This window comes from Streptococcus mitis (assembly GCF_901542415.1).
GTDB lineage: Bacteria > Bacillota > Bacilli > Lactobacillales > Streptococcaceae > Streptococcus > Streptococcus mitis_BL.
Map to the genome: position 1 here is coordinate 1,560,978 of NZ_CABEHV010000004.1, position 16,285 is coordinate 1,577,262.

Genomic DNA, 16,285 nt, shown 5'->3' on the forward strand with positions numbered 1-16,285 from the left:
CAAAAAGCCCTATTATAAGGGCTAAATGTATTTAGAAGACTACACTTCAAATTCATAGAGTGATGTAGACAAATAACGTTCGCCGTTATCTGGTGCTAGAGCAAGGACTTTCTTACCTGTACCCAATTTCTTAGCAACTTCGATGGCTCCGTAGATAGCTGCAGCTGAAGAAATACCAACAAGGAATCCTTCTTTTCCGCCAATCTCACGGCCAAGTGCGAGAGCATCGTCTGATGTTACACGAACGATACCATCATAGGCGTTTGTATCTAGTGTATCAGGAATAAATCCAGCTGAGATACCTTGAATTTTGTGAGGGCCAGGTTTTTCTCCAGACAGAATAGCAGATTCATCTGCTTCTACTGCAAAAACTTGAATTCTTGAGTTTGCTGTTTTGAGTGCATGAGAAACACCAGAAATTGTTCCACCGGTACCGACTCCAGCAACAAAGGCATCTAATCCATCTTTACCGAAAGCAGCTAGTATCTCAGCTCCTGTTGTTCTTTCGTGTACTTCTGGATTAGCTGGATTGTCAAATTGAAGAGGAAGGAAACCATCGCGTTCAGCAGCGATTTCTTGGGCCTTAGCAATAGCACCTTTCATTCCTTCGCTACCAGGAGTTAGGACGAGTTCAGCACCATAAGCTTGGATAATTTTACGTCGTTCTACACTCATCGTTTCAGGCATAACGATGACAACTTTATACCCTTTAGCAGCACCTACCCATGAAAGCCCAATACCAGTATTTCCACTTGTTGCTTCAACAATAGTAGAACCTGGTTTCAGAATACCGTCTTGTTCAGCTTTTTCAATCATGCTAAGGGCAATACGATCTTTTACAGATGAACCAGGGTTAAATGCTTCAAGCTTTACGTAAACGTCCGCAGCACCTTCTGGAACAATGTTGTTGAGTTTAACAATCGGTGTTTGTCCGATTAGTTCAGTAATGTTGTTATAAATAGCCATAATACACCTCTTTGTATAAGATATTTCTAGTATAACGCTATCTATACCATTTGTAAAATATAGAAATCCTATCGAAGCGATAGGATTTTTTTATATCATAGGTCTAAGCCATTAATTTTCAAGCGATTGTGATAAGCTAATTCTAGTAAATAGGTGTAAAGTGGAACGATATCTGTTTTCTTAGGAAATTCAAATTTATGAGTACTAAAATGCTCATTATGTGCTTTTAGAAAAACATTTTCTAGATAAGTAATCGTTATTTCACTATCATCTATACCTGCTCCTGCAGTTTCCATTTCAACATTAACAATATTCATCAAAAAAATTGATTTAATGGACATCTTACGACCAGTAGCGCCTTGTTTATCTGTAAAGATAATACGGATATTTGTAAATATAATTGAGTCACGAATCAGTTTATATCCACTTTGAATTTCTTCATTTTCCAGTAGATATTGTCCATATTCTTTGATAAGAGTTTCTTTGTTTTGCTCGCTAAAGTTACCAGCGAGTCCTTGAATGAATTTTCCAAATGCCATATTTTTCTCCTTTGTTTACACTAAGTTTACAGGAACTTCAACTTCACGTAAACCTTGATCAGTTAAAGTAACTTTTCCATTAAAAAACTCCACCAGTGCAGCTTTAATATTATCTTTTTCTTCTTTATCAACATAAATCATCGTATCGACTTGATCTGTAAAGTTTGTCTCAAGTTCCATAAGATCATGTTCCTTAAGAAAGTTACTGTACTCTTGGTACTGAGCGTAAGACATTTGAATAGCAATGCCAGCCTGTTCTTTTATTTCAATGATGCCAATTTCCTTGACAGCTAAGGCAACACTGCCTGCGTAAGCACGAATCAATCCTCCAGCGCCTAGCTTAATGCCACCAAAGTAGCGTGTCACTATCACACAGATATTAGTAAGATTGTGATTTTCTAGCACCCCAAGCATGGGAACGCCAGCAGTACCACTAGGCTCACCATCATCACTTGTCCGTTTAATTTCACTACGTTCCCCAATAATGAAGGCCGAGCAGTTGTGCGTAGCTTTGTAGTGTTCTTTTTTGATGGCAGTAATGAAGTCTCGAGCCTCTTCTTCGCTATAAACACGCTTGGCATGACAGATAAAGCGTGATTTTTTGATTTCTTCTTGGACTTGACCGTCCTCTTTAATTGTTCTAAATTCCATGATTTAATTGTACTAAAAAATTATCTAAAGCGCTAGGTTTTTACGAATAAAGAAGTATGAAAGTAAATCCAAATTATCTCGGTCGTTTGTTTACGGAGAATGAATTAACAGAAGAAGAATGTCAGTTGGCGGAGAGACTTCCAGCAATGAGAAAGGAGAAGGGGAAATTGTTCTGCCAACGTTGTAATAGTACTATTCTAGAAGAATGGTATTTGCCCATCGGTGCTTACTATTGTCGGGAGTGCTTAATTATGAAGCGAGTTAGAAGTGATCAAGCTTTATACTATTTTCCGCAGGAGGATTTTCCGAAGCAAGATGTTCTTAAATGGAGTGGTCAATTAACTCCTTTTCAAGAGAAGGTGTCAGAGGGACTGATTCGAGCAGTAGATAAGCAGGAGCCAACCTTGGTACATGCGGTAACAGGAGCTGGAAAGACAGAAATGATTTACCAAGTTGTGGCCAAAGTGATTGATGAAGGTGGTGCAGTTTGTTTGGCCAGTCCCAGAATCGATGTGTGTTTGGAGCTGTATAAGCGACTGCAAGATGATTTTGCTTGCGAGATAGCTTTACTACACGGAGAATCAGAACCATATTTTCGAACACCACTAGTTGTTGCAACGGCTCATCAGCTGTTAAAATTTTATCATGCTTTTGATTTGTTGATAGTAGATGAAGTAGATGCTTTTCCTTATGTTGACAATCCTACGCTTTACCATGCTGTCAAGAATAGTGTAAAGGAGAATGGGCTGAGGATCTTTTTAACAGCGACTTCGACGGATGAGTTAGATAGGAAGGTCCGTTTAGGAGAATTAAAACGATTAAGCTTGCCAAGACGATTTCATGGAAATCCGTTAATTATTCCTAAACCTGTCTGGTTATCGGATTTTAATCGCTATTTAGAGAAGAAGTGTTTGTCACCAAAGTTAAAGTCTTATATTGAGAAACAGAGAAAGACAGGTTATCCGTTACTTATTTTTGCCTCAGAGATTAAGAAAGGGGAACAGTTAAAAGAAATCATACAGGAGCAATTTCCAAATGAGAAAATTGGTTTTGTATCGTCTGTCACAGAAGATCGATTAGAGAAAGTACAAGCTTTTCGAGATGGAGAATTGACAATACTTATCAGTACGACAATATTGGAGCGTGGAGTTACCTTCCCTTGTGTAGATGTTTTCGTAGTAGAGGCCAATCATCGTCTGTTTACCAAGTCTAGTTTAATACAGATTGGAGGACGTGTCGGTCGGAGTATGGACAGACCGACAGGAGATTTGCTTTTTTTCCATGATGGGTTAAATACTTCAATCAAGAAGGCAATTAAGGAAATTCAGCAGATGAATAAGGAGGCGGGGCTATGAAGTGCTTATTATGTGGGCAGACTATGAAGGCTGTTTTAACTTTTAGTAGTCTCTTACTTCTGAGGAATGATGTCTCCTGTCTTTGTTTAGATTGTGATTCTACTTTTGAGAGGATTGGAGAAAAGAACTGTTCAAACTGTATGAAAACAGGTTTGTCAATGAAGTGTCAAGATTGTCAATTTTGGTGTAAAGAAGGAGTTGAGGTCAGTCATAGAGCGATTTTTACTTACAATCAAGCTATGAAGGATTTTTTCAGTCGGTATAAGTTTGATGGAGACTTCCTTTTAAGAAAAGTTTTTGCTTCAGTTTTAAGTGAGGAGTTAAAAAAGTACAAAGAGTATCAATTTGTTGTAATTCCCCTAAGTCCTGAAAGATTGCTCGAGAGGGGATTTAACCAGGTTGAAGGTTTAGTTGAAGCAGCAGGGTTCTCTTTTCAAGACTTACTAGAGAAGAGAGAAGAGCGGGCTAGTTCTTCTAAAAATCGTTCAGAACGCTTGGGGACAGAACTTCCTTTCTTTATTAAAAGGGGAGTCACTATTCCTAAAAAAATCCTACTTATAGATGACATTTATACTACTGGAACAACTATAAATCGTGTGAAGAAGCTGTTGGAAGAAGCGGGTGCTGAGGATGTAAAAACATTTTCCCTTGTAAGATGAGGAAAAAATTTGCAAAACTAAAATGAAAGCGTTATAATGAAATCAGAAAAACAAAAATGTTTAGAAAGAAGGTACTCATATGATTAAATATAGTATCCGTGGTGAAAACCTAGAAGTAACAGAAGCAATTCGTGATTATGTAGTTTCTAAACTCGAAAAGATCGAAAAGTATTTTCAAGCTGAACAAGAGTTGGATGCTCGAGTTAACTTGAAGGTGTATCGTGAAAAAACTGCTAAAGTGGAAGTAACGATTCCGCTTGGCTCAATTACTCTTCGTGCAGAAGATGTGTCTCAAGATATGTATGGTTCAATTGACCTTGTAACTGATAAAATTGAACGTCAGATTCGTAAAAATAAAACAAAAATCGAGCGTAAAAATAAAAATAAGGTAGCAACTAGTCAATTATTTACAGATGCTTTGGTGGAAGATACAAATGTTGTTCAATCTAGAGTTGTTCGTTCAAAACAAATTGATTTAAAACCAATGGATTTGGAAGAAGCTATTCTACAGATGGATTTGTTGGGACATGATTTCTTTATCTATGTGGATGTTGAAGATCAAACAACTAATGTGATTTATCGTCGTGAGGATGGAGAAATTGGTCTGTTAGAAGTTAAAGAATCTTAATTTCAATATGTGTAAAGGAAGGTTTACTGATTTGTAAACCTCCTTTTTATTATAATTGATAGAATTACTGATTACACTTTTAAAAAGTCGCTTTTTGGTGGTTATTATGGTATAATGGGTGCCAAGAGGTTTGGAATGAAAAAATTTTATGTAAGTCCTATTTTTCCCTTAATATTAGGAATAGTGGCGTTCGGAGTGCTATCTGTGCAACTTGTTTTTGTAACGAATACACTGGTAACGCTATTTCTTTTGCTACTTATTTTGGGTTCATATATTTTACTATTCATTCATCAAAGAGAGTACTACTCAAGGAGTGAAGTAGAACAAATTCAGTATGTAAACCACCAAGCTGAAGATAGTTTGACAACCTTGTTAGAACAGATGCCTGTCGGAGTTATTAAATTAGACTTGTCGTCAGGTGAGGTTGAATGGTTTAATCCTTATGCTGAATTGATCTTAACTAATGAAGTTGGCGAGATTGATGTGGCATTAATTCAAACAATTATCAAGGCATCGGTAGGAAATCCAGGTTCTTATGCTACCTTGGGTGAGACCCGCTATTCGGTTCATATGGACAAGGTGTCTGGAGTTCTTTACTTCTTTGATGTGTCTGGAGAGTACGAAGCGACTGTTGAGTTAGTTACGAGTAGACCTGTTATTGGGATTGTCTCCGTTGACAACTATGATGACTTAGAAGATGAAACATCGGAGTCTGATATCAGTCATATTAATAGTTTTGTAGCCAATTTTGTTTCAGAATTTGCTGTGAAGCATGCCATGTTCTCTCGTCGAGTGAGTATGGATCGTTTTTATTTATTTACGGACTACACGGTACTTGAGGGATTGATGAATGATAAATTTTCTGTTATTGATGCATTCAGAGAAGAGGCGAAACAGAGACAACTGCCTTTGACCTTAAGTATGGGATTTTCTTATGGTGATGGAAATCATGATGAAATAGGGAAAGTTGCTTTGCTCAACTTGAACTTGGCTGAAGTGCGTGGTGGCGACCAGGTGGTTGTCAAGGAGAATGACGAAACTAAAAATCCAGTTTATTTTGGTGGTGGGTCTGCTGCCTCAATCAAACGTACACGGACTCGTACGCGTGCTATGATGACGGCTATTTCAGATAAGATTCGTAGTGTGGATCAGGTTTTTGTAGTTGGTCACAAAAATCTGGATATGGATGCTTTGGGCTCTGCTGTAGGTATGCAGTTATTTGCCAGCAATGTGACTGAAAATAGCTATGCTATTTATGACGCAGAACAAATGTCACCAGATATTGAACGGGCTGTTTCATTCTTAGAAAAAGAAGGAGTTACGAAGTTGTTGTCTGTTAAGGATGCAATGGGGATGGTGACCAATCGTTCTTTGCTGATTCTTGTAGACCATTCAAAGACAGCTTTAACTTTATCAAAAGATTTGTATGATTTATTTACCCAAACCATCGTCATTGACCACCATAGAAGGGATCAGGATTTCCCAGATAATGCAGTCATTACTTATATTGAAAGTGGTGCAAGTAGTGCTAGTGAGTTGGTAACGGAATTGCTACAGTTCCAAAATTCTAAGAAAAATCGTTTGAGTCGTATGCAAGCAAGCGTCTTGATGGCTGGTATGATGTTGGATACTAAAAATTTCACCTCACGAGTGACTAGTCGGACATTTGATGTTGCTAGCTATCTCAGAACGAGAGGAAGTGATAGTATTGCTATCCAAGAAATCGCTGCGACAGATTTTGAAGAATATCGTGAGGTCAATGAACTGATTTTACAAGGGCGTAAATTAGGTTCAGATGTATTGATAGCAGAGGCTCAGGACTCGAAATGCTATGATACAGTTGTTATTAGTAAGGCAGCAGATGCCATGTTAGCTATGTCAGGTATTGAAGCGAGTTTTGTTCTTGCGAAGAATACACAAGGATTTATCTCTATCTCAGCTCGTAGTCGTAGTAAACTGAATGTACAACGGATTATGGAAGAGCTGGGGGGTGGAGGCCACTTTAATTTGGCTGCAGCTCAAATTAAAGATTTAACCTTGTCAGAAGCAGGTGAAAAACTGACAGAAATTGTATTAAATGAAATAAAGGAAAAGGAGAAAGAAGAATGAAAGTAATCTTTTTAGCAGATGTTAAAGGAAAAGGTAAAAAAGGCGAAATTAAGGAAGTACCAACAGGGTATGCGCAAAACTTTCTTATCAAAAAGAATCTAGCCAAAGAAGCGACTGCTCAAGCTGTAGGTGAACTTCGTGGTAAACAAAAATCTGAAGAAAAAGCTCACGCTGAGATGATTGCAGAAGCAAAAGCAATTAAAGCCCAACTTGAAGCAGAAGAAACTGTTGTAGAATTTGTTGAAAAAGTTGGTCCAGATGGCCGTACCTTTGGTTCAATTACCAATAAGAAGATTGCTGAAGAATTGCAAAAGCAATTTGGAATTAAGATTGATAAACGTCATATCCAAGTACAGGCTCCTATTCGAGCAGTTGGTTTAATTGATGTACCAGTGAAAATCTATCAAGATATCATAAGTGTAATCAATCTTCGTGTGAAAGAAGGATAAATTTACACCTTCTTGACAAGATTGTAAAAGGAAGGGAAGTCTGATGGCAGAAGTAGAAGAGTTACGAGTACAACCTCAAGATATCTTGGCTGAGCAATCCGTTTTGGGGGCTATCTTTATTGACGAGAGTAAGCTTGTTTTTGTACGAGAATATATTGAGTCTCGGGACTTTTTTAAGTATGCCCATCGTTTGATTTTCCAAGCTATGGTCGATTTATCCGATCGTGGGGATGCCATAGATGCAACAACGGTTCGTACTATCCTTGATAATCAAGGTGATTTGCAGAATATTGGCGGCCTGTCTTACTTAGTTGAGATTGTCAATTCTGTGCCAACTTCTGCTAATGCGGAGTATTATGCTAAAATCGTTGCAGAAAAGGCTATGCTACGACGATTAATCTCCAAGTTGACAGAGTCTGTCAATCAAGCTTACGAGGCTTCGCAACCAGCTGATGAAATCATTGCTCAGGCAGAAAAAGGGCTGATTGATGTCAGTGAAAATGCTAATCGAAGTGGGTTTAAGAGTATTCGAGATGTGTTGAATGTCAACTTTGGAAATCTGGAAGCCCGCTCGCAACAAACGACCGATATTACTGGTATTGCGACAGGTTATCGTGATTTGGATCATATGACGACTGGACTTCATGAGGAGGAGTTGATTATCATAGCAGCCCGTCCAGCGGTTGGTAAGACAGCCTTTGCCTTGAATATTGCTCAGAATATTGGAACTAAGTTGGACAAAACAGTTGCTATCTTTTCGCTCGAAATGGGTGCGGAAAGTCTAGTGGATCGTATGCTTGCGGCAGAAGGTTTGGTGGAATCCCATTCTATCCGTACAGGGCAATTGACAGATGAGGAGTGGCAAAAGTATACCATTGCTCAAGGGAATCTAGCTAATGCAAGTATTTATATTGATGATACGCCAGGAATTCGGATTACAGAGATTCGTTCTCGTTCCCGTAAATTAGCTCAAGAAACTGGAAATCTAGGCTTGATTTTGATAGACTATTTGCAGCTTATCACGGGAACTGGTCGAGAAAATCGTCAACAAGAGGTTTCAGAAATTTCACGTCAGTTGAAAATTTTAGCTAAGGAACTGAAAGTTCCAGTAATCGCTCTAAGTCAGCTATCTCGTGGTGTAGAACAACGTCAGGATAAGAGACCAGTCTTGTCTGATATTCGTGAATCTGGATCTATTGAGCAGGACGCTGATATCGTAGCCTTTCTTTATCGCGACGACTACTATGAGCGTGGTGGTGAAGAAGAGGAAGGCATACCGAATAATAAGGTAGAAGTTATTATCGAGAAAAACCGTAGTGGAGCTCGTGGGACAGTGGAATTGATTTTCCAAAAAGAATACAATAAATTTTCAAGTATCTCAAAGAGGGAGGCATAAGATGTCAGATGTATTTACAGATGTAGCCAAGATGAAAAAAATCAAAGAAGAAATCAAGGCACATGAGGGACAAGTCGTAGAAATGACTTTGGAGAATGGTCGTAAGCGCCAAAAAAATAGATTGGGTAAGTTAATTGAAGTTTATCCATCCCTATTTATCGTTGAATTTGGAAACGTTGAAGGAGATAAACAAGCTAATGTTTACGTTGAATCCTTTACTTACTCAGATATCCTTACAGAAAAGAATTTGATTCATTATCTTGACTAAAGTGAGAAATTTTCTCACTTTTTCTTTTTTCTCCGAATAGTTTAAGTGAAGGTAATCTTCGATTTATATTATTTTTCAAGGAGGAAGAATGAAAAATTCACCATTTACAGTAACAGAGACAAGATTTTCTTTTAGAAAATCAGTTAAAAAGGTTGTTCCTTTTTTAGTAGTAGGATTGATGTTAGCAGCGGGTAATAGTGTATCTGCCTATTCGGGAGGAAGTGGCTCGATTGCACGTGGGGATGATTATCCTGTTTATTATAAAAATGGGAGCCAGGAGATTGATAAATGGCGGATGTATTCTCGTCAGTGTACTTCTTTTGCAGCCTTTCGTTTGAGTAATGTCAATGGTTTTGAGATTCCAGGAGCTTATGGAAATGCGAATGAATGGGGCTATCGTGCTCGTCGTGAAGGATATCGTGTTGATAATAGACCAGCGATTGGCTCGATTGCTTGGTCTACTGCAGGAACTTATGGTCATGTTGCTTGGGTGTCAAATGTAATTGGAGATGAGATTGAGATTGAAGAATACAACTATGGAATAAGGGAATCTTACAATAAGCGCGTCGTGAAGGCCAATACCATGACTGGCTTTATTCATTTTAAAGATTTAGCTGGTGGCAGTGTTGGGAATAGTCAATCCTCAGTTTCAACAGGAGGAACACATTTTTTCAAGTCTAAGGCTGCTATCAAAAATCAGCCTCTAGCTAGCGCAACTGCGATTGATTACTATTATCCTGGTGAGAATGTTCATTATGATCAAATTCTCGAAAAAGATGGATACAAGTGGTTGAGTTATACGGCTTATAATGGAAGCCGTCGCTATATCCAGCTAGAGGGAGTGCCTTCTTCACAGAATTCTCAGAATCAATCAGGAAATAGCTCTAGCTATGGATCCAATAGTAGTTCAACTGTTGGTTGGAAGAAAATAAATGGTAGTTGGTATCATTTCAAATCAAATGGCTCTAAATCAACAGGCTGGTTGAAGGATGGGGCTAGTTGGTATTATTTGAAATCATCTGGTGAAATGCAGACAGGATGGTTAAAGGAAAATGGTCTGTGGTATTATTTAGATAGTTCAGGGGCAATGAAAACAGGTTGGTATCAAGTCTCTGGTAAGTGGTATTATTCTTACTCTTCGGGCGCCTTAGCCGTCAATACGACGGTGGATGGCTACAGAGTAAATAGTGATGGAGAACGAGTATAGAAAATGGGAGTAGGAAAATTTTCCTACCCTTTTCTGTAAGCAGTTTCCTTGACATTTTTTTTATTTTGCGCTATCATATGTCCATATAATATATGGGAGTCTGTGTACAGTCTGAGAGGAAGCGTTAAGCTTCGACCGCACCTGATCTGGGTAATGCCAGCGTAGGGAACGATACTTAGTCTATTCTTGACCTTTTTCCATATATGGTAAAGGTTTTTCTTTTTATCAAAGGAAAACGAGAAGAGGAGGTTTTTATGAAAGCAAGCATTGCCTTGCAAGTTTTACCCCTATCGCAGGGGATTGATCGGATAGCTGTTATCGATCAGGTCATTGCTTATCTGCAAGCTCAAGAAGTGACCATGGTGGTGACACCATTTGAAACGGTCTTGGAAGGGGAGTTTGATGAGCTTCTGCGCATTCTCAAAGAAGCGCTAGAAGTGGCAGGACAAAAGGCAGATAATGTCTTTGCCAATGTCAAAATAAATGTAGGAGAGATTTTAAGTATTGATGAGAAACTTGAAAAGTATACTGAGACGACACATTAGTCTATTGGGCTTTATGGGGGTCTTGTCAATCTGGCAGTTAGCAGGTTTTCTTAAACTTCTCCCCAAGTTTATCCTGCCGACACCTCTTGAAATTCTCCAGTCCTTTGTTCGTGATAGAGAATTTCTCTGGCACCATAGCTGGGCAACCTTGAGAGTGGCTTTATTGGGGCTGATTTTGGGAGTCTTGATTGCCTGTCTCATGGCTGTGCTTATGGACAGTTTGACTTGGCTCAATGACCTGATTTACCCTATGATGGTGGTTGTTCAGACTATCCCGACTATTGCTATAGCCCCTATTCTGGTCTTGTGGCTCGGTTATGGGATTTTGCCCAAGATTGTCTTGATTATCTTGACGACAACTTTTCCTATCATCGTCAGTATTTTGGACGGTTTTAGGCATTGTGATAAGGATATGCTGACCTTGTTTAGTCTGATGCAGGCCAAACCTTGGCAAATCCTGTGGCATTTTAAAATCCCAGTCAGCCTGCCTTACTTTTATGCAGGTCTGAGGGTCAGTGTCTCCTACGCCTTCATCACAACAGTGGTATCTGAGTGGTTGGGAGGCTTTGAAGGACTAGGTGTCTACATGATTCAGTCCAAGAAACTGTTTCAGTATGATACCATGTTTGCTATTATTATTCTGGTATCGATTATCAGCCTTCTGGGTATGAAGTTGGTCGATATCAGCGAGAAATATGTTATTAAATGGAAACGTTCATAAGAAAAAGGATGTTTCTGAAAAAGAAAAGAGGAAATTGAAATGAAGAAAACATGGAAAGTGTTTTTAACGCTTGTGACAGCTCTTGTAGCTGTTGTGCTTGTGGCCTGTGGTCAAGGAACTGCTTCTAAGGACAACAAAGAGACAGAACTCAAGAAGATTGACTTTATCCTAGACTGGACACCAAATACCAACCACACAGGGCTTTATGTTGCCAAGGAAAAAGGTTATTTCAAAGAAGCTGGAGTAGATGTAGACTTGAAACTTCCGCCAGAAGAAAGTTCTTCTGACTTGGTTATCAATGGCAAGGCACCATTTGCAGTGTATTTCCAAGATTACATGGCGAAGAAATTGGAAAAAGGGGCAGGAATTACTGCTGTTGCAGCTATCGTAGAACACAATACATCAGGAATCATCTCTCGTAAATCTGACAATGTAGCTAGTCCAAAAGACTTAGTTGGTAAGAAATACGGAACTTGGAATGACCCAACGGAACTTGCTATGTTGAAAACCTTGGTAGAATCACAAGGTGGAGACTTTGAGAAGGTAGAAAAAGTACCAAATAATGACTCAAACTCTATCACACCAATCGCTAATGGTGTCTTTGACACTGCTTGGATCTACTATGGATGGGATGGAATTCTTGCAAAATCTCAAGGTGTAGATGCTAACTTCATGTATTTGAAAGACTACGTTAAGGAATTTGACTACTACTCACCAGTTATCATCGCCAACAACGACTACCTCAAAGACAACAAAGAAGAAGCTCGCAAAGTTATCCAAGCCATCAAAAAAGGCTACCAATATGCTATGGAGCATCCAGAGGAAGCAGCTGATATCCTCATCAAAAATGCACCTGAACTAAAGGAAAAACGTGACTTTGTCATCGAATCTCAAAAATACTTGTCAAAAGAATACGCAAGCGACAAGGAAAAATGGGGGCAATTTGATGCAGCTCGTTGGAATGCCTTCTACAAATGGGATAAAGAAAATGGTATCCTTAAAGAAGACTTGACAGACAAAGGCTTTACCAACGAATTTGTGAAATAATGACAGAAATTAGACTAGAACACGTCAGTTATGCTTATGGTCAGGAGAAAATTTTAGAGGATATCAACCTGCAGGTAACTTCAGGTGAAGTGGTTTCCATCCTAGGCCCAAGTGGTGTTGGAAAGACCACCCTCTTTAATCTAATCGCTGGGATTTTAGAAGTCCAGTCAGGGCGAATTGTTCTTGATGGGGAGGAGAATCCCAAGGGGCGCGTGAGTTATATGTTGCAAAAGGACTTGCTCTTGGAGCACAAGACGGTGCTTGGTAATATCATTCTGCCCCTCTTGATTCAAAAAGTGGATAAGGCAGAAGCTATTGCTCGCGCAGATGAAATTCTTGCTACCTTCCAGTTGACAGCTGTAAGGGACAAGTATCCTCATGAACTTAGTGGCGGGATGCGCCAGCGTGTGGCCTTACTCCGGACCTACCTTTTCGGGCACAAGCTCTTTCTCTTGGATGAGGCCTTTAGCGCCTTGGATGAGATGACCAAGATGGAACTCCACGCTTGGTATCTGGAGATTCACAAGCAGTTGCAACTGACAACATTGATTATCACGCATAGTATCGAGGAGGCTCTCAGTCTCAGCGACCGCATCTATATCTTGAAAAATCGCCCTGGGCAGATTGTTTCAGAAATTAAACCAGATTGGTCTGAAGATGAGGACAAAGAGGTTCAAAAGATTGCCTACAAACGTCAAATCTTGGCAGAATTAGGCTTAAATAAGTAGAAAAATAGGGAGTTGGTGAAGATTATCCTTTACCAGCGCCCTTTTTCTTTTAAAAATGAGAAAATTTCGGTATAATAGTCAAAGATAGTCAAGGTTTAAAGAGAGAGGTGGGTTTGTAATGAGATTTAAAAATACATCGGATCATATTGAGGCCTACATCAAGGCGATTTTAGATCAATCTGGAATTGTAGAATTGCAACGGAGTCAGTTGGCAGATACTTTTCAGGTTGTTCCTAGTCAGATTAACTATGTGATCAAGACACGCTTTACGGAAAGTAGAGGCTACTTGGTTGAAAGTAAGCGTGGTGGCGGAGGCTACATTCGTATAGGACGGATTGAGTTTTCTAGTCATCATGAAATGCTCAGGGAGCTACTTTACTCAATTGGCGAGCGGGTCAGTCAAGAAATTTATGAGGATATTCTACAGCTTTTAGTTGAGCAAGAACTGATGACCAAGCAGGAGATGAATTTGCTGATGGTAGTAGCTTTGGATCGCGTTCTAGGAGAAGAAGCTCCAGTTGTTCGTGCTAATATGCTACGACAGGTCATACAAGAGGTAGATAGAAAAGGGAAGTAAGATGAACTATTCAAAAGCATTGAATGAATGTATCGAAAGTGCCTACATGGTGGCTGGCCATTTTGGAGCTCGTTACCTAGAGTCTTGGCACTTGTTGATTGCCATGTCCAATCACAGTTATAGTGTGGCAGGGGCGACTTTAAATGATTATCCATATGAGATGGACCGTTTAGAAGAGGTCGCTTTGGAACTGACTGAAACGGACTATAGCCAGGATGAAACCTTTACGGAATTGCCGTTTTCTCATCGTTTGCAGGTTCTTTTTGACGAAGCAGAGTATGTAGCGTCAGTGGTCCATGCTAAGGTGCTAGGGACAGAGCACCTCCTTTATGCGATTTTGCATGATGGCAATGCCTTGGCGACTCGTATCTTGGAGAGGGCTGGTTTTTCATATGAAGACAAGAAAGATCAGGTCAAGATTGCTGCCCTACGTCGAAATCTAGAAGAACGTGCAGGCTGGACTCGTGAAGACCTCAAGGCTCTACGCCAACGCCATCGTACAGTAGCTGATAAGCAAAATTCTATGGCCAACATGATGGGCATGCCCCAGACTCCGAGTGGTGGTCTCGAGGATTATACGCATGATTTGACAGAGCAAGCGCGTTCTGGCAAGTTAGAACCAGTCATCGGTCGGGACAAGGAAATCTCGCGTATGATTCAAATCTTGAGCCGTAAAACCAAGAATAATCCTGTCTTGGTTGGAGATGCTGGTGTCGGGAAAACAGCCTTGGCGCTTGGGCTAGCTCAGCGTATTGCTAGTGGTGATGTGCCTACGGAAATGGCTAAGATGCGCGTGTTAGAGCTTGATTTGATGAATGTCGTTGCGGGGACACGTTTCCGTGGAGATTTTGAAGAACGTATGAACAATATCATCAAGGATATTGAAGCAGATGGTCAAGTCATCCTCTTTATCGATGAACTCCACACTATCATGGGTTCTGGGAGCGGGATTGATTCAACTCTGGATGCGGCCAATATCTTGAAGCCAGCCTTGGCGCGTGGAACTTTGAGAACAGTTGGTGCCACCACTCAGGAAGAATACCAAAAACACATCGAAAAAGATGCGGCCCTTTCTCGTCGTTTCGCCAAAGTGACGATTGAAGAGCCAAGCGTGGCAGACAGCATGACCATTTTACAAGGCTTGAAGGCGACTTATGAGAAACATCACCGTGTGCAAATCACAGATGAAGCGGTTGAAACAGCCGTTAAGATGGCTCATCGTTACTTAACTAGTCGTCACTTGCCAGACTCTGCTATCGACCTCTTGGATGAGGCAGCAGCAACAGTGCAAAATAGGGCAAAGTATGTAAAAGCAGACGATTCAGGTTTGAGTCCAGCTGACAAGGCCTTGATGGATGGCAAGTGGAAACAGGCAGCCCAGCTAATCACAAAAGAAGAGCAAGTGCCTGTCTATAAAGACTTGGTGACAGAGGCTGATATTTTGACCACCTTGAGTCGATTGTCAGGTATTCCAGTTCAAAAATTGACTCAGACTGACGCTAAGAAATACCTTAACTTGGAAGCTGAATTGCATAAACGTGTCATCGGTCAAGATCAAGCAGTTTCAAGCATTAGCCGTGCGATTCGCCGCAATCAGTCAGGGATTCGCAGTCACAAGCGTCCGATTGGTTCCTTTATGTTCTTAGGACCGACGGGTGTCGGGAAGACCGAATTGGCCAAGGCTCTGGCAGAAGTTCTCTTTGATGATGAATCAGCTTTGATCCGCTTTGATATGAGTGAGTATATGGAGAAATTCGCAGCCAGCCGTCTCAACGGAGCTCCTCCGGGCTATGTGGGTTATGAAGAAGGTGGGGAGTTGACCGAGAAGGTTCGCAACAAACCATATTCCGTTCTCCTCTTTGACGAGGTAGAGAAGGCCCACCCAGACATCTTTAATGTTCTCTTGCAGGTCTTGGATGATGGTGTCTTGACTGATAGCAAGGGACGCAAGGTAGACTTTTCAAATACTATTATCATCATGACATCAAACCTTGGTGCGACAGCCCTTCGGGATGACAAGACTGTTGGTTTTGGGGCCAAGGATATTCGTTTTGACCAGGAAAATATGGAAAAACGCATGTTTGAAGAGCTGAAAAAGGCTTATAGACCGGAATTTATCAACCGTATTGATGAAAAGGTGGTCTTCCATAGCCTGTCTAGCGACCATATGCAGGAAGTGGTGAAGATTATGGTCAAGCCTTTAGTGGCAAGTTTGGCTGAAAAAGGTATTGATTTGAAATTACAAGCTTCCGCACTGAAATTATTGGCCAATCAAGGATATGACCCAGAGATGGGAGCTCGTCCACTTCGCAGAACCCTGCAAACAGAAGTGGAAGACAAGTTGGCAGAACTTCTTCTTAAGGGAGAACTGGTGGCAGGCAGAACCCTCAAGATTGGTGTCAAAGCAGGCCAGTTAAAATTTGATATTGCATAAAAAACG

General features: G+C 40.3%; 17 protein-coding genes and 1 riboswitch. Of the genes, 14 read left to right on the forward strand and 3 right to left on the reverse strand.

Going from position 1 to position 16,285, the window contains the following annotated elements:
- Positions 1-39: 39 nt before the first annotated feature.
- From cysK to FQT24_RS08155, 3 genes are all read right to left on the reverse strand, one after another.
- Complete coding sequence (cysK, locus tag FQT24_RS08145) at positions 40-966, reverse strand: cysteine synthase A (protein WP_143952680.1); 927 nt, start codon at positions 964-966, stop codon at positions 40-42.
- Between the two features lie 95 nt (positions 967-1,061).
- Positions 1,062-1,505: a PH domain-containing protein gene (locus tag FQT24_RS08150; protein ID WP_143952681.1), complete on the reverse strand. Its 444-nt coding sequence runs from the start codon at positions 1,503-1,505 to the stop codon at positions 1,062-1,064.
- A 15-nt stretch (positions 1,506-1,520) separates the two neighbouring features.
- Positions 1,521-2,156 (reverse strand): YigZ family protein, encoded by a 636-nt coding sequence (locus tag FQT24_RS08155; protein WP_143952682.1) that lies wholly within the window; start codon positions 2,154-2,156, stop codon positions 1,521-1,523.
- 56 nt (positions 2,157-2,212) lie between these two features.
- Between FQT24_RS08155 and FQT24_RS08160 the strand changes: the two genes are divergently transcribed.
- From FQT24_RS08160 to FQT24_RS08225, 14 genes are all read left to right on the forward strand, one after another.
- Complete coding sequence (locus FQT24_RS08160; protein ID WP_143952683.1) at positions 2,213-3,511, forward strand: ATP-dependent helicase ComFA; 1,299 nt, start codon at positions 2,213-2,215, stop codon at positions 3,509-3,511.
- Positions 3,508-4,170: a ComF family protein gene (locus FQT24_RS08165; RefSeq protein WP_143952684.1), complete on the forward strand. Its 663-nt coding sequence runs from the start codon at positions 3,508-3,510 to the stop codon at positions 4,168-4,170. Before FQT24_RS08160 ends, FQT24_RS08165 begins: the two co-directional genes overlap by 4 nt.
- A 79-nt stretch (positions 4,171-4,249) precedes the next feature.
- Positions 4,250-4,798 carry a ribosome hibernation-promoting factor, HPF/YfiA family gene (hpf, locus tag FQT24_RS08170; RefSeq protein ID WP_004255322.1) on the forward strand — a complete coding sequence of 183 codons (549 nt, stop codon included), beginning with the start codon at positions 4,250-4,252 and terminating at the stop codon, positions 4,796-4,798.
- A 135-nt stretch (positions 4,799-4,933) separates the two neighbouring features.
- Entirely contained in the window at positions 4,934-6,907 is a 1,974-nt protein-coding gene (locus tag FQT24_RS08175; protein ID WP_143952685.1) for a DHH family phosphoesterase, read from the forward strand.
- Complete coding sequence (rplI, locus tag FQT24_RS08180; RefSeq protein ID WP_143952686.1) at positions 6,904-7,356, forward strand: 50S ribosomal protein L9; 453 nt, start codon at positions 6,904-6,906, stop codon at positions 7,354-7,356. The genes FQT24_RS08175 and rplI overlap by 4 nt, the downstream gene beginning before the upstream one ends.
- 43 nt (positions 7,357-7,399) lie before the next feature.
- Positions 7,400-8,752: a replicative DNA helicase gene (gene dnaB, locus FQT24_RS08185; protein ID WP_143952687.1), complete on the forward strand. Its 1,353-nt coding sequence runs from the start codon at positions 7,400-7,402 to the stop codon at positions 8,750-8,752.
- A gap of 1 nt (position 8,753) precedes the next feature.
- Entirely contained in the window at positions 8,754-9,020 is a 267-nt protein-coding gene (locus tag FQT24_RS08190) for a Veg family protein (protein ID WP_143952688.1), read from the forward strand.
- An 88-nt stretch (positions 9,021-9,108) separates the two neighbouring features.
- A complete protein-coding gene (cbpD, locus tag FQT24_RS08195) occupies positions 9,109-10,227 on the forward strand; it encodes a choline binding-anchored murein hydrolase CbpD (RefSeq protein ID WP_143952689.1) in 1,119 nt (372 codons plus the stop codon).
- 82 nt (positions 10,228-10,309) lie between these two features.
- Positions 10,310-10,412: riboswitch (TPP riboswitch) on the forward strand.
- 69 nt (positions 10,413-10,481) lie between these two features.
- A complete protein-coding gene (locus FQT24_RS08200; RefSeq protein WP_143952690.1) occupies positions 10,482-10,772 on the forward strand; it encodes a thiamine-binding protein in 291 nt (96 codons plus the stop codon).
- The gene (locus FQT24_RS08205; protein ID WP_185952560.1) at positions 10,735-11,493 is read left to right on the forward strand and encodes an ABC transporter permease; all 759 of its coding nucleotides are present in this window, start codon (positions 10,735-10,737) and stop codon (positions 11,491-11,493) included. Before FQT24_RS08200 ends, FQT24_RS08205 begins: the two co-directional genes overlap by 38 nt.
- 39 nt (positions 11,494-11,532) lie before the next feature.
- The gene (locus FQT24_RS08210) at positions 11,533-12,540 is read left to right on the forward strand and encodes an ABC transporter substrate-binding protein (protein ID WP_143952692.1); all 1,008 of its coding nucleotides are present in this window, start codon (positions 11,533-11,535) and stop codon (positions 12,538-12,540) included.
- On the forward strand, positions 12,540-13,268 hold the full coding sequence (locus FQT24_RS08215) for an ABC transporter ATP-binding protein (protein ID WP_143952693.1): 729 nt from the start codon (positions 12,540-12,542) through the stop codon (positions 13,266-13,268). Before FQT24_RS08210 ends, FQT24_RS08215 begins: the two co-directional genes overlap by 1 nt.
- Positions 13,269-13,386: 118 nt before the next feature.
- Complete coding sequence (locus FQT24_RS08220) at positions 13,387-13,845, forward strand: CtsR family transcriptional regulator (RefSeq protein ID WP_143952694.1); 459 nt, start codon at positions 13,387-13,389, stop codon at positions 13,843-13,845.
- A gap of 1 nt (position 13,846) precedes the next feature.
- Positions 13,847-16,279 carry an ATP-dependent Clp protease ATP-binding subunit gene (locus FQT24_RS08225; protein ID WP_143952695.1) on the forward strand — a complete coding sequence of 811 codons (2,433 nt, stop codon included), beginning with the start codon at positions 13,847-13,849 and terminating at the stop codon, positions 16,277-16,279.
- Positions 16,280-16,285 lie beyond the last annotated feature (6 nt).